At 63.3% G+C, this 12,690-nt stretch carries 15 protein-coding genes and 1 pseudogene; 12 read left to right on the top strand and 4 right to left on the bottom strand.

Features of this window, described 5'->3' with window-relative positions; all coding sequences use genetic code 11:
* Positions 1-26: 26 nt before the first annotated feature.
* Positions 27-737, bottom strand: coding sequence for an IS6 family transposase (locus tag LAJ19_RS16700; protein WP_225523979.1), 711 nt, complete (start codon positions 735-737; stop codon positions 27-29).
* 72 nt (positions 738-809) lie between these two features.
* Here LAJ19_RS16700 and LAJ19_RS16695 point away from each other — a divergent pair, with 72 nt between their 5' ends.
* The 5 genes from LAJ19_RS16695 to LAJ19_RS16675 all read left to right on the top strand — a co-directional run bounded on the left by LAJ19_RS16695 (position 810) and on the right by LAJ19_RS16675 (position 4,236).
* Positions 810-1,310: a hypothetical protein gene (locus LAJ19_RS16695; RefSeq protein WP_225523978.1), complete on the top strand. Its 501-nt coding sequence runs from the start codon at positions 810-812 to the stop codon at positions 1,308-1,310.
* A gap of 246 nt (positions 1,311-1,556) precedes the next feature.
* Complete coding sequence (locus LAJ19_RS16690; RefSeq protein WP_225524003.1) at positions 1,557-2,267, top strand: IS6 family transposase; 711 nt, start codon at positions 1,557-1,559, stop codon at positions 2,265-2,267.
* A gap of 324 nt (positions 2,268-2,591) precedes the next feature.
* Entirely contained in the window at positions 2,592-2,801 is a 210-nt protein-coding gene (locus tag LAJ19_RS16685; RefSeq protein WP_225523977.1) for a hypothetical protein, read from the top strand.
* Between the two features lie 293 nt (positions 2,802-3,094).
* A complete protein-coding gene (locus LAJ19_RS16680) occupies positions 3,095-3,382 on the top strand; it encodes a transposase (RefSeq protein WP_225475745.1) in 288 nt (95 codons plus the stop codon).
* An 89-nt stretch (positions 3,383-3,471) separates the two neighbouring features.
* A complete protein-coding gene (locus LAJ19_RS16675; protein ID WP_225475746.1) occupies positions 3,472-4,236 on the top strand; it encodes an integrase core domain-containing protein in 765 nt (254 codons plus the stop codon).
* Between the two features lie 214 nt (positions 4,237-4,450).
* Here LAJ19_RS16675 and LAJ19_RS16670 read toward each other — a convergent pair whose 3' ends face one another.
* Positions 4,451-5,161 (bottom strand): hypothetical protein, encoded by a 711-nt coding sequence (locus LAJ19_RS16670; protein ID WP_225523976.1) that lies wholly within the window; start codon positions 5,159-5,161, stop codon positions 4,451-4,453.
* Positions 5,162-5,626: 465 nt separating this feature from the next.
* Between LAJ19_RS16670 and LAJ19_RS16665 the strand changes: the two genes are divergently transcribed.
* The 3 genes from LAJ19_RS16665 (at position 5,627) to LAJ19_RS16655 (ending at position 8,314) form a co-directional block, all read left to right on the top strand.
* Entirely contained in the window at positions 5,627-6,601 is a 975-nt protein-coding gene (locus LAJ19_RS16665; protein WP_225523975.1) for a cysteine protease StiP domain-containing protein, read from the top strand.
* A gap of 115 nt (positions 6,602-6,716) precedes the next feature.
* Positions 6,717-7,331: a hypothetical protein gene (locus LAJ19_RS16660; RefSeq protein ID WP_225523974.1), complete on the top strand. Its 615-nt coding sequence runs from the start codon at positions 6,717-6,719 to the stop codon at positions 7,329-7,331.
* Positions 7,332-7,693: 362 nt separating this feature from the next.
* Positions 7,694-8,314, top strand: a complete 621-nt coding sequence (locus tag LAJ19_RS16655) for an ATP-binding protein (RefSeq protein WP_225523973.1) — start codon at positions 7,694-7,696, stop codon at positions 8,312-8,314.
* Here LAJ19_RS16655 and LAJ19_RS16650 read toward each other — a convergent pair.
* Both LAJ19_RS16650 and LAJ19_RS16645 read right to left on the bottom strand, forming a co-directional pair.
* Positions 8,277-8,987, bottom strand: a complete 711-nt coding sequence (locus LAJ19_RS16650) for an IS6 family transposase (RefSeq protein WP_225524002.1) — start codon at positions 8,985-8,987, stop codon at positions 8,277-8,279. The two genes, LAJ19_RS16655 and LAJ19_RS16650, sit on opposite strands and share 38 nt — an antisense overlap.
* Before the next feature lie 37 nt (positions 8,988-9,024).
* Entirely contained in the window at positions 9,025-9,945 is a 921-nt protein-coding gene (locus LAJ19_RS16645; protein WP_225523972.1) for an ATP-grasp domain-containing protein, read from the bottom strand.
* An 84-nt stretch (positions 9,946-10,029) separates the two neighbouring features.
* Here LAJ19_RS16645 and LAJ19_RS16640 point away from each other — a divergent pair, with 84 nt between their 5' ends.
* The 4 genes and pseudogenes from LAJ19_RS16640 to LAJ19_RS16625 form a co-directional block, all read left to right on the top strand.
* Positions 10,030-10,533, top strand: coding sequence for a macro domain-containing protein (locus LAJ19_RS16640; RefSeq protein ID WP_225523971.1), 504 nt, complete (start codon positions 10,030-10,032; stop codon positions 10,531-10,533).
* On the top strand, positions 10,530-11,057 hold the full coding sequence (locus LAJ19_RS16635) for a hypothetical protein (RefSeq protein WP_225523970.1): 528 nt from the start codon (positions 10,530-10,532) through the stop codon (positions 11,055-11,057). The genes LAJ19_RS16640 and LAJ19_RS16635 overlap by 4 nt, the downstream gene beginning before the upstream one ends.
* Before the next feature lie 98 nt (positions 11,058-11,155).
* The gene (locus tag LAJ19_RS16630; protein ID WP_225524002.1) at positions 11,156-11,866 is read left to right on the top strand and encodes an IS6 family transposase; all 711 of its coding nucleotides are present in this window, start codon (positions 11,156-11,158) and stop codon (positions 11,864-11,866) included.
* A gap of 65 nt (positions 11,867-11,931) precedes the next feature.
* Positions 11,932-12,503, top strand: a pseudogene (locus LAJ19_RS16625) (transposase family protein); the annotation flags it as partial.
* Positions 12,504-12,690: the final 187 nt, after the last annotated feature.

The following is a 12,690-nucleotide window of genomic DNA, read 5'->3' as shown; positions in this document are numbered from 1 at the left end:
GAGTAGGGCAGCAGGCAGCTTGAGAATCAAGCTGCCTGCTGCATCGCCTCTCGCCAGAGGCGCAGGGCTACGGTTTGGTTGCTTCTTCTCCTGGCGGCGGAAACGGTTGTTCGGGTGTGGCGGTGAAGGTTCGAGACTCGGGCGTGCAGGGCCAGGAATTCCTGCGTTCGCTGTCGTCGTTTGAAGCCGATGTGACTCCGTTCCTGCTGCCGTGTGGGTCGATGGGATTGCGCAATCAGGGTGTTGCAGCGCGCAGTGGAGACGACCTGAACGTGCTCCACGGTGTGGAGCACGGGAAGCTGACGCAGCGCTGCCCCGTCGCTCCAGAGCTTATCGGTGTGAATGGCCTCAGGAACGCGATATTCACCGAGCAGGCGGATGAAAAAGGACCTGGCTGCCTCGGTCTCTCGGTGTTCCTGAAGGAGGATGTCGAGTACGGCCCCGTATTCGTCGACCGCGCGCCACAACCAATGCTTGACCCCACCGACCTTGACGCAGACCTCGTCGAGATGCCACCGAGAACCCCGCCGGGGTTCTCGGTGGCGCAATTCTTCGGTGAGGAGCGGCGCGAACTTGATGTTCCACTGGCGGAGGGTCTCGTGGCTGACCTGAACACCGCGCTCGTGGAGCAGCTCCTGCACGTCACGCTGGCTGAGCGGGAAGCGGTGGTCGAGCCACAGGGCATAGCCGATGATGCTCAGGGGAAAACGATGGCGATACGGCTTCCGGTCACTCACCGCCCAATAGCCTACCGAGCTTAAGTTGCCAGAACCTGTAGGGATGAGAACAGAACAGCTTGCCTGTAGCCTATGAGCGTGCCTCCTGCCTCATTGGCGACATGCGAAATTGAGCGCCACTCTTGGTCGCGGTTCCGCACCGTTCGCGGCCCTGGTCACGAGGTTCCCAGAGCGCTACACGACCTCCTTGGTGCATCAAGCCCGGAAGAGGTTGATCTCGCGTATTGGAAGCTCGAAAACGGGGTGGTCGTTCAGGGCCAGCTTTTCGAAGCGGCAGAACCCGTCGTCTCCGTGCTGCTTGCCGCGCTCCAGGATCCCCTGCCAAGTTTCGTGAAGTTTGGTATCGGGGAATTGCTTTTTCAGATCGTTGCAGGCGAGGCCGACGAGAGCGAAGTCGCCCTAGGAAATGGCGAGCTCGGATCGCGCTGCCGCGAGCAGGCGCGACAGGGCTTATGGACCTTGTACCGCGAGTTGTGGAGTGGTGGGCTCGGCGGATTGGCGCGTGAAATCCTGGAACGGATTGAGCTGGATGCTGTTCGGCTCGACACCATTATTGCCCACCTTAAAGAGTGACAAAGTCCTGCTAGTGGTCTGATCGAGAAAAATCTTGACACTTGCTGTGCCAGTCAAACAGAGGGCTCAGGCGCAGAAACTGATGAGCCCTGTTTGACGCTGTGCTGCATCCCTGATTACCTGATAAATATTGCTATAGGCGGCATTGCGCTGGTAGGGAGTCTGGCGACCAAAATCATCAAAAATACGGACCAACTGCTGGACTTGAACGGTTGTGGCAAGTTGTTGAGGTAGGGTGACGCGGTGCTGAGCGGTCAGAAACTCCCTGGTTACCGATTCCCCCTTGCGGTGATCAGTTACGCCGTCTGGCTCTACCACCGCTTTACCCTGAGCTACCGGGACGTCGAGGAACTCTTGCTGGAACGGGGCATCGCCGTCACCCGCGAGTCCATTCGGACCTGGTGTATCAAGTTCAGCGACCCCTTTGCCCAGGGTCTACGCCATCGAGAACCCCGACGGGGTTCCCGGTGGCACCTTGACGAGATGTGCGTGGACGTGGGCGGTGTCAAACACTGGCTGTGGCGGGCCGTCGACGAACACGGAGCCGTGCTGGACGTCCTCCTTCAGGAACAACGCGACACCGAGGCCGCCAGATCGTTCTTCCACCGATTGCTGGAGGAATACGACGTGCCGGAGGTCATCCATACCGACAAGCTTCGGAGTGACGGCGCAGCTCTTCGGGAATTTCCTGTGCTCCACAGCGTGGAGCACGTCCAGATCGTCTCCACGGCCCGCTGTAACAACCTGATCGAACAATCCCACCGCCCGACACGACGCCAGGAACATCAGCAGCGAGGTTTCCGGTCACGGCAGCGGGCACAAGGTTTTCTCAACCTGCACGCCCGCATCACGAATCTTCACCATCCTGCTCGCTCCACCGTTCCCGCTCGCCACCGGCGTCACCACCAACAGACCGCCTTCAAGACGTGGCAAGAAACCGTGCGGCAGGCGGCCTGAACTTCAAGCCGCCTGCCTTCCCGCAGCCCTCTGCTTCCGTGAAGCACAACCACCTCAACAACTTGCCACAACCCTGGGGAACTGGCCCATAGATATTGAGCCAGTCGTCCGGCGCCATACCTCTGCCCTCATTCCATGTACTGAGCTCAGGAAGGACGGCCAATAGACGTTGACTGGAGAGGAATGACATGTGGTCAGCTTATTCTCGCCAACCTGGTCTACACGCCTGAGTCAACGGTCAACTTGAGCCTCTCTATCCGTGAGTTTGATACGCATTACTGAAGTCAAAGGAGGTGGGAGACTGTTTTTGTTCCTATGAGCCACTTGGATGACAACCTTGCGATTGTGGAGCTTCTACTCGAAGCCGTAGAAGCTGAGCCTGACCAGCGGTTCGGCCAAATTTTGTGGAATTTCGGCGTCCTGCTATCCGGTGAACAAGGAGGGCTCAAGGACCCGTACAACGATGAGTCCACGGCCATCCTACGGCGTGTAGAGAAGCGCATGCTGGAGCTCCGGCAACGTCGTGCCCGCTAAGATGCGATGAACAGATGTCAGAGGCAGACGGCACACCATTGCACGATAGATACGATGTGGAAGCAGAGGTCTCATACCTCCCGACCAATCACGGTGGCCGGAAATCTGGAGTGTCTACCGGCGCTTGGACGCACTTTCACTACCAGAACGAGAATTGGCACGTTTGGCAAAATTTTAAGGACGTGCCCTGGGCATTTCCCGGAGAAATCCACACGGTTTACCGGTAGTGCTCCAAGGATGACTTTCAGCACCTGACCCTCTCGATGCGAGGGACGAGCACACTGGAGATCATCATGGGGAAACAGCGAAAAACCTGGAGCACCGACGTCAAAGAAGCCATCGTCCTCAGCGTGCTGCGGGGCGAACTCGGAGTCGCGGAGGCAGCCCGTCAGCATGGAGCCAACGAGAGCCTGATCCACACCTGGAAAACACAGTTTCTGGAGGCGGGCCGTGCCCGCCTCTCTGGTGACCGACCAGACCAGGGCGTGACCATCCTGGAACGGGAGAATGACCGTCTCAAACGCATCGTGGCCGAAAAGGAACTGGAGCTCGATATTGCGCGAAAAGTGCGACGGCTCTGACGCTGGACGAGCTGATCGTTCTCTGGCAGAGCCGGCCGCACCTCAGCCTGCGGCGTTTTGCCCAGTACGCCAGCGTGCCGTACTGGCGGATGCGGGACCATCAGCACAGCGCGCCCGCGCGCTGTGCCAAGCAGCAGCACCGTGACGCACTGTACGAGAAGGTACGCCAGGCGGCGTTGCAGCATCCAACGTCTGGATACCGGCTGCTGTATCAGGAACTCAAAGCTCAGGGCGAAGAGATTGGCCTGCACAAGATCCGTGTCGCACTCGGCGAATTGCACCTTCACCCACCGCTGCCTCGAAAGACCCGGAAACCTTCCCCGAAGGTTTCCGCACCACAAGACTGGCCGGAAGGTCGACGGGTGCAGATTGACGCGACACGGCTGTCGCTGCCCGACGGGGTCTGTTGGATTTACTTCGTGCTGGACGTTACCTCGCGGGTGGTGCTGGCCAGCCGGGTGGTACGGAGCCTGTCGATGCACCTCGCCAAACTGACGCTCGACGAGGCGGTCGCCGTGCTGCGTGCTCAGGGCCACCACAAGCGCATCCTGGTCCAGAGTGATGGAGGCAGTGATTTCACCAGTGACCTCTTTCAACAGGGCTGTTTGATGTACGGCAACTGGGTGCGCTGCAAAGTGTCTCAGCCGGGAGGAACCGGTATCCTCGAACGCCTCAACCGGACCTACAAATACCAGTTCGCCTTCCGCCAGGACTGGCAGTCCATGGCCGATGTCCGGGCCGCCATGCCGGACTTTCACCGCTGGTACAACCACGAGCGCCGTCATTCGGCGCTCGGCTACGCCACGCCTTGGTCTACACTCACCTTATCGGCGAATGCTCGCAACGCCGCTTGAAGTCAAACCTGGAGCATTACCACCTGACGTTCCAGGCGCCTCTATGGCAGATGGGTCGTTTGCGGGTTGGCACTACATTCGTGTTCGTTGAAGGCCCTAGGACAGTTGCCTATGGCAAGGTGACGGAGATTCTTCACTTGAACGCAAATGCCAAAGCCCAACGCACATCGGGGTAGATTGACTAGCTCCTACCACTACTTAAATAACGATGTCCTTAGGTTCTGAACCGCCGGCACCGCGGATCCCGGATTTCCCGGTACCGGAAGCTCGGCTCTCGGGCCTGGACCGGCCAGCGGGCCACCCGGACTGCGGGCGCCTGCGCGTCCCGTTCCAGGACCGCGCTCAAGACGTCATACCCATCGGCGCATTGATTGGCCTGAGCCGGCACCAGTCCGTTGCGCTCCGCGGCGACTTGCAAGTGGAGGGCCAGGACGTACTTCTCCGCGAAGACGTAGCCCCTTTCGGCGGTGCGACAAAAGCGCACGTACCGCTTCAAGGCGTCCAGAAGTGCCGCCTCGCCGCTCAGTGCGTACCGGTGGCGGAACGGAGGCAAGAAATCTGCCAGGGCCGCCCGGGAGAGATGCGTCTGCACCACATCGATGACGGGTTGGAATTCCGCTTCCATGGTCCGCAGTGGCTTTAGGGGCCCGCCGCGTTCTATCAACCGGCGGCGGAGCAGTTCGAGCATCAACCGCCTCGCCATGAACGTGACGAACTCATGGATGAATGAGGTGGGCGGCTGGGTCTCGACCGGCGTCAGGGGTTCGATGGCGATCTTGCGGTCCAGCCACACGTCCCCGATGGGAAAGACGTTGTCGTGGACGAGCAGCTCCGGCACGTGCCGCTGGATGAACGTGGCGTACGTGAGGGTACCTTCCGTCTGCACCGCACCGTTGACGCCTTCAGGGTGCAGGGTCACGTTCATGCGCCGATCCCTCCGCCCGGAATGGGGGCCGCCGGCGTCCAGGCGTCACACGTCATGTGTGAAGTCTAGCGTGGCACGCTGGACGACGCTCAGCTGTTGAACGCCGGGGCCGGGTGGCATGCCCCCACCCGGACCGGCAGCGACTCACCACGGGATCCTCTCGCCCGAACTGACGGCACTGCACCAGAGTGCAGCGGGGCGAGTGAGCGGACTGATCGCGCCGTGCCCCGAGGAGCCGGCACGTGGGGACAGCTTTCACCGCGGTGCGGTGCAGGTTCCAGCGCGACCTGCCGCCCTGCCCGTGCCACACTCCATCCCCATCCGTGCTCGCCACACAGACGATGTGCTCACGCCAGGCCTGGGTGACCGCCTCTCGGACCTGCCCCTTTATGCGTGTCAGCGCCATCCGGCTGCCCCTCCAGGGGCCCAGATCGACCGCGCCCTCACCCCCCACGGAGCCCACCTGTGAACCACACCTTTCCCCCGCAGGACGTGACCTTCCACCTGGACACCGGTTCGCCCCGCCTGGTCAGCGTCACCGAAAAAGAAACGCTGATCCACCGCGGCGAATCCTGTGGCACCTTGCTCGTACCGGAGGAGGCGCCCGTCTGGGGTGAGCATTTCGACCGGACACTCCAGACTTTCGCCCCCCGCACGGCCGGGCTCGTCGCGGGCGTCACTCGGCAGATCATGGAACATCACGCGGCCCCGGTGCTGGTCTCCCTCGCCCGAGGGGGCACGCCCGCTGTGGTCCTGATTCGCCGCGAAGCGCGCCGACTGGGCCTGGACTGGCCATACCACAGTGTCAGCATCATGCGCGGGGAGGGACTCGACGTGCACGCGTACCGTGAGGTGCTCGGCGCCCACCCGGAGCGGGAGGTCGTCTTCGTGGACGGGTGGACCGGCCAGGGCAGCATCCAGGCCGCCCTGAACGCCAGCGTGAGTGGCGTGCGGCTGGCGGTCTTGAGCGACCCGGCGGGTGTCAGCACGTACGCAGGCACCTACGAGGACGTGCTGATTCCGCACGCGCTGCTGAACGCCACCGTGTGCGGGCTGCTCTCGCGCACTTTCCTGCAGGGCAGGGGCCGTCACGCCGTGATCCTCGAGAAGCGCTTGAAGGAACACGACCGCACCGCCGCTTACCTGGACGCAGTCAGTCACGCCACGCCCGTTCCGCAGGAGCGCGGCCGCCGCCCGGGTAACCCCGTCGCGTACACCCTGGCGATCGCCGGAATGTACGGGGTCACCGACTCGCACCGCATCACACCCAGTGTCGGCGAGGCGTCCCGCGCCCTGCTGCGCCGCGCGCCCTGCGAACTCCTGCTGCGCCAGTGGGGTCACCCGGACACCCAGCACCTCGAAGACGTCGCCCGCCGTCGCGGCGTCGCGGTGTACGTTCATTCTGACTTGCCGTACCAAGCCTGCATCCTGATGCAGTAAGCGCCCCAAGGAGTGACATGTACCCCCCCAATATCACCATCAACAGTCCGGCCCCGCGCTCCGACCCGGGACAAGCTCCGCCCCTCGCGCCCGCCTGCGCCGCCGGCTGACGCTCTTGAACGTCCTCACGGCACTGGAAACCCTCGACGCGCAGTACCGCGATCACCCCCAGGCGCTCGATCCGGCCTTCCAGGCAGCGGTGGTCTGGCCAGCCCTGCGGGCCGCTGATCCCGAGATGCCTCTCGCCCTGAACATCCGCGGCCGACCAGGCGAGGAGCACGAATGGCCGCTGCTGTTCTGGGCTGTGCTCACCCAACGCATCGCCGCCCACCGTCAGGCTGAAGCGTGGAGCGCAGGCCAGAGTCCCCAGCAGGTGGTGCTCGCCTGGGTGGACGAACGGCAGGCAGCCGCAGCCCAGCTGCACACGGACTGGGCAGCCGAGCAAGCCCTGGAGCGAAGGATGTGGGGTGAACCGGACGCCGATGTGTACACCCCGCTGCACGACCGGCTGGACCACGGCACCCAGGCATTACGTGCATTTGCGCAGGCGGTGAGACAAGGCGCGTTTCGCCCGACCCTCGCGCGGTTGCTGGTCTGGGAGAGCACGACCGGCCGCCCCAGCCGCCCACTTGCCCAACCCACCGCGCAACTCCAGAGGTGGCTGAACGAGACCCAGCGCGTGATCCTGGGCATTCAAGCGTGGAGAGAGTGTGGGGAGTGCGGCCTGTAATATTCAGCGCGAGGGAACGTTGGGGCACAGTCTCACCAAGGCGTCACTGTTGGGCGCAGTGTTGAACTACACGTTGCCGGCTGCGCGACACGCCATACAGGTGCTCCAGTGCACCGCAAGATCGCGCTCCATCTGCCCGGCAAGCGAGTCTTGAATCCAAGACTCGCCCGGTCGCCAAGGTCTTTCACGATGCGCAGCCCACCGAGGATGAACCGCTGCACGTGGTGGCCGTCAAGTTTACCGGCGTCCTGGGCTGAGTTGCGGCCAGCGGCGAACGCGCGGCGGGGAAAGCCTTTCACCCTCAGGGGGTGAGGGCAGGGTCGTTTCGGGTTCGCACCCACTGTGAACCCCAAAGGAGCCTGATGACTGCATCCCCCGCACCTTCCGTCACCCCTCGCCTCAGCAGCGGCCTGCTGCGTCAACTGCCCACGCGTTTTTTCGGGGGGCTGCCCGCCACCATTCAGGAACTGCTGCAAAACGCGCTGCGCGCCGGCGCGATCACTGTCGACTTCACGCTGGACGGCCTGGTGCTGCGCGTACGCGACAACGGCCAGGGCCTTCACGACCCGCAACTCCTGATGACCGCCGGGGAGAGCGGCTGGGGCGCCGAGGTCATCAACCCGGCCGGTCTGGGCGTGGCGGTTGCTGGGGTCGGGCGGGAGGCGGAGCAGGCTCTGAAGGGAGAGACCCTGGAGTGTGGAGCGCTGTTCGGATGTCCAGGCTTGTTCGCGTGTCACCGCCCAGAGGCTGAGGCCGCCCAGGCCTACGATGGCGAGGCCGGCGGTGACGTGGCGGGTGAGCGGCGTGATCTGCATGGGAGGGCCTCAGCGGAGCAGCAGGTTGAACCGGGCGGTATCCACCCGGTTCTTGACGGTCACCTGGGTTGTGGCAAGTTGTCGACCTCAAAGAAGCAGAGGGGACCCGAGCACGCAGGCGGCCTGACCTTCAAGCCGCCTGTTGCACGACCTGCTGCCACGTCTTGAAGGCCTCTTCTTGGAGAGAACGGCGTTGGGAAGCCGGGAGGGTGGAGCGAGCGGAATGGTGAAGGTTCGAGACTCGAGCGTGCAGGTCGAGGAAGCCCTGCGCTCGTGGTCGTGATCTGAACCCCCACTGCTGACGTTCCTGCCGTCGTGTGGGGCGGTGGGATTGCTCGATCAAATTGTTGCAACGGGCGGTGGAGATCACTTGGATGTGCTCCACAGCGTGGAGCACGGGGAGTTCCCGGATGGCCGCACCATAGCTCCAGAGCTTGTCGGTGTGAATGATCTCCGGCACGTCGTACTCCCTCAGAAGCCGGGAGAAGAACACTTTGGCGGCCTCCGTGTCACGGTGTTGCTGCAACAAGACGTCCAACACGGCTCCGTGTTCTTCGACCGCCCGCCACAGCCAGTGTTTGACACCGCCGACGTCCACGCACATTTCATCAAGGTGCCACCGGGAACCACGTCGTGGTTCCCGGTGACGGAGGCCCTGGGCGAAGAGATCGCTGAACTTGATGCACCACGAGCGGATGGATTCACGGGTCACGCAGATGCCCCGCTCCAGCAGCAGTTCTTCGACATCTCGGTAACTCAGGGTGAAGCGGTGGTACATCCACACCGCGTAGCCGATGACCGCCAGGGGGAACCGGTAGCCGGGGAGCTTCTGACCGCTCAACACCGCGTCACACTACCCCAACAACTTGCCACAACCCTCACTCACTCCTGGTCGTTTTTGACAGCAGGTGCGCGAGCGCACCGTACAACTGCGCCCGGTCCGCCCGTTCCGGCAAGCCCGCCACCTGACCATCGCCGAGCTCCACGACCAGCCACTCCCCGTCCTCGCGCTGCGCCACGTCCATCGTGAACAGGCGGCTGTTCACACGGCGCGCGACCTCTACAAAACGCTCCAGGGGGAGGGCTGCTTCGGGGTAATCGCCTTCTTCCCAGTACATGTCGCTGCTGATCACCTCCCCGTCATGGACAAACAGGCGGTATTCCTGGGTGAGGGGCATGCCGCTGCGGGAATGCGTGCCGAGCGCCTTGAAGGGCTCGAAGGCGCGCAGGACCACTCCGCCCTGGAACTGCTCGCCCTGCCGGCTGAGGAAGGTTTCGATCACCTGCATCGCCGGTTCAATGTCCGTGGCATCTGGGATGAAGCAGGCTTCGTCCCATTCATGTTTGCGGGACTTCACGTAATCCTTGACGATGAGTGGCTGCGGGCCGAACGATTCGAGGATGGCCTTCACCTCCTCACGATCGACCTCGGCGGGTGTCGCTGCGGCCACCCAGTCGGTGGCAGGCGTCACATCCGCGATGTCGCCGTACGACCGAGGAAGGTGATGCGCGTACACGTACTGCTCGGGCGTGTTCACGAGGTGCCACCCGCGTGCCTTCAGCGCGTCATACAGGGTGGCGTACGTTTCAGGCTTCATCATCCAGCCCCGGAACACCGCCACGCCAGGTTCGGCCGCGGCCGGCACCCAGCGCAGCGCCTGCTTGACGTCTCCGCTTTCGAGTGCCTCGAAATCCAGCAGCGCGGCGCTCAGGTCATGACGTTCGGCTTCCTGGAGCTCGTCGGCGTAGGCCTCGTCCGGGACACGCCCGGCAAAGGGTTCAGCGGGGAACAGCAGCATGGCGCCAGTGTAGGCGAGCCATGCTCCGTCATCTCATGACCCTCTGCCATTGCACAGAGGCGCTCCCGGCGACGCCATGCGACGATGACTCGCATGCTGACCTACCGCACCGGCGATGCCACGCAACCTGAAGGCACGGACCCCAGGGTGCTGGTCCACGTCTGCAACGATCAGGGCCATTGGGGCGCCGGCTTTGTCCTGGCCCTGTCCCGACGCTTTAAGGCCCCCGAGGCCACCTACCGTGCTTGGGCGAAGGGGCAGGCCACGGGCGAGGAGCCGTTCGAACTGGGCCGCGTGCAGTTCGTGGAAGTGGAACCCACCTTCTGGGTTGCGAACCTGATCGGGCCGCACGACATCGCCCGTCAGGCGCGCCCGACCCGCGTGCCGCCAGTCCGGTACGACGCGATCCGGGAGGGGCTCAACCGGGTCCGTGCCTTCGCCCAGGAGCATCAGGCGAGCGTGCACATGCCCCGCATCGGTGCCGGCCTTGCAGGCGGGAACTGGACGGTGATCGAGGGCATCGTGCAGGAAGAACTGACGGGCCAGGGCGTAAGGGTCACGGTGTACGACCTCCCACCGCGTCCGTGAGCGACCTGACCTTTGCCCGCCTGCACGAACACCTCGTCCAGGCTCTCCCGGAGCTTTCACGGCCCATGGCTCTGATGTGCGAGGACGATATAGTCAGTGAGAATGGCGTTCCGCTCCAGTACCTCGGGACCAGCTGGGTGCTGGAGGTCTACCTGGACGTCCTGCTGGCGCTGCGCCCCAGTCCCCTCCGGGACGCAGCACTGACGCGGGCCTTCGTGTTCGTGGATGCGATGTTCGCGGCTGAGGACCAGGGCGTGGTGGGCTTTGCAGACATCCAACTCATCGAAGGTCAACGGGCGTGGTGGTTTCAACGGGCCCAGCCCTTTTTGGGTGCTCACTTTCTGGCGATCTTGCAACGGTGGAAGGAGGCGGGCTGGACGCAGGCGACGGCCCCTGATGCCCCCGTATACCCACCCGTGGTGAGGTTGCATGACCTGTACGAGGTCCGGCCCACCATTGCCGGAATGCTGGCCGCCGAAGGCATCACCCTCGCCGATCTTCTGGCTGTCGAACACACGCCATGAGTAAGTCCTGCCACGGCACCATTGAGGCCGTGATGCCACCTGGCGTCAGACCCGGTTGGACGGGTTGTGGCAAGTTGTTGGGGTAGTGTGACGCGGTGTTGAGCGGTCAGAAGCTCCCCGGCTACCGGTTCCCCCTGGCGGTCATCGGCTACGCGGTGTGGATGTACCACCGCTTCACCCTGAGTTACCGAGATGTCGAAGAACTGCTGCTGGAGCGGGGCATCTGCGTGACCCGTGAATCCATCCGCTCGTGGTGCATCAAGTTCAGCGATCTCTTCGCCCAGGGCCTCCGTCACCGGGAACCACGACGTGGTTCCCGGTGGCACCTTGATGAAATGTGCGTGGACGTCGGCGGTGTCAAACACTGGCTGTGGCGGGCGGTCGAAGAACACGGAGCCGTGTTGGACGTCTTGTTGCAGCAACACCGTGACACGGAGGCCGCCAAAGTGTTCTTCTCCCGGCTTCTGAGGGAGTACGACGTGCCGGAGATCATTCACACCGACAAGCTCTGGAGCTATGGTGCGGCCATCCGGGAACTCCCCGTGCTCCACGCTGTGGAGCACATCCAAGTGATCTCCACCGCCCGTTGCAACAATTTGATCGAGCAATCCCACCGCCCCACACGACGGCAGGAACGTCAGCAGTGGGGGTTCAGATCACGACCACGAGCGCAGGGCTTCCTCGACCTGCACGCTCGAGTCTCGAACCTTCACCATTCCGCTCGCTCCACCCTCCCGGCTTCCCAACGCCGTTCTCTCCAAGAAGAGGCCTTCAAGACGTGGCAGCAGGTCGTGCAACAGGCGGCTTGAAGGTCAGGCCGCCTGCGTGCTCGGGTCCCCTCTGCTTCTTTGAGGTCGACAACTTGCCACAACCGTTCATCGGCAAGTCGTGGTTCACATTTTTGGATCAGCACGGCATTGCGCCCTGTATTCGCCTCCCGGCAACAGCCACCATCGGGACCGGAAAACTGCCGGTCTGGGCGTGCTTCAAAAAGCTCCAGACGGGCAAGATTCGCCGCTGGCACCGCCGGATGGTCGTTTACGGCGTGTCCTTGCGCCTGTGTGCCACCAAGAATGCCGCTGGCGAAGTCTTGTACCTCGCGTACCGGGGCCACGCTTCCGTGAATCTCCGCCGTTATGCGCAGCGCTGGCAGGCAGAAAACCTGCACTCAGCCTTAAAAACCGGGGGTTCAATCTGGAAGACACCGGCCTGACGCAGGCCGAGCGCGTGTCAACCTTGCTCACGTGCGTGTCCGCCGCCTTTATCTGGGCCTGTGTGACGGGCCAGCTCCTGGCCACCAGGCAGCCCGTGAAACGCAAGAAACACGGACACCGCATGGTGTCCGTGTTCCGACTGGGCCTCGATCATCTCCAGGATCTCCTGCTCCACCCGTCACCTGCGTCCTGGCGGGCACTTCAGGCCCTCATGCCCAGTTTTGACGGGTAGTCAGGCCTCAACTACCAGCCGCTTCACCCTCCCTTCTGGGACGTGGGGCGGCTTCTCTCTTGCGCCCGCACCAAGCAGCCGCCGAGCAGGCAGCAAGAGCATGATCCTCGGCTGTGGCTGCCTCTCCCACGAGTGGCTTCGCGCACGCCTTGGCAACCGTACTCCGCCGTACCCGACGCTGCTGTGC

Origin of the sequence: Deinococcus taeanensis (assembly GCF_020229735.1) — a bacterium.
Lineage (GTDB): Bacteria > Deinococcota > Deinococci > Deinococcales > Deinococcaceae > Deinococcus > Deinococcus taeanensis.
Note: the sequence above shows the minus strand (reverse complement) of the source record. Positions and strands in the feature narration are given on the sequence as shown.

Excerpts from the sequence above, each read along its gene's own strand:
- LAJ19_RS16695 (WP_225523978.1), top strand. The coding sequence starts at position 810 with ATGAGCGTGCCTCCTGCCTCATTGGCGACATGCGAAATTGAGCGCCAC.
- LAJ19_RS16680 (WP_225475745.1), top strand. The coding sequence starts at position 3,095 with ATGGGGAAACAGCGAAAAACCTGGAGCACCGACGTCAAAGAAGCCATC.
- LAJ19_RS16675 (WP_225475746.1), top strand. The coding sequence starts at position 3,472 with ATGCGGGACCATCAGCACAGCGCGCCCGCGCGCTGTGCCAAGCAGCAG.
- LAJ19_RS16670 (WP_225523976.1), bottom strand. The coding sequence starts at position 5,161 with ATGAACGTGACCCTGCACCCTGAAGGCGTCAACGGTGCGGTGCAGACG.
- LAJ19_RS16655 (WP_225523973.1), top strand. The coding sequence starts at position 7,694 with ATGACTGCATCCCCCGCACCTTCCGTCACCCCTCGCCTCAGCAGCGGC.
- LAJ19_RS16645 (WP_225523972.1), bottom strand. The coding sequence starts at position 9,945 with ATGCTGCTGTTCCCCGCTGAACCCTTTGCCGGGCGTGTCCCGGACGAG.
- LAJ19_RS16640 (WP_225523971.1), top strand. The coding sequence starts at position 10,030 with ATGACTCGCATGCTGACCTACCGCACCGGCGATGCCACGCAACCTGAA.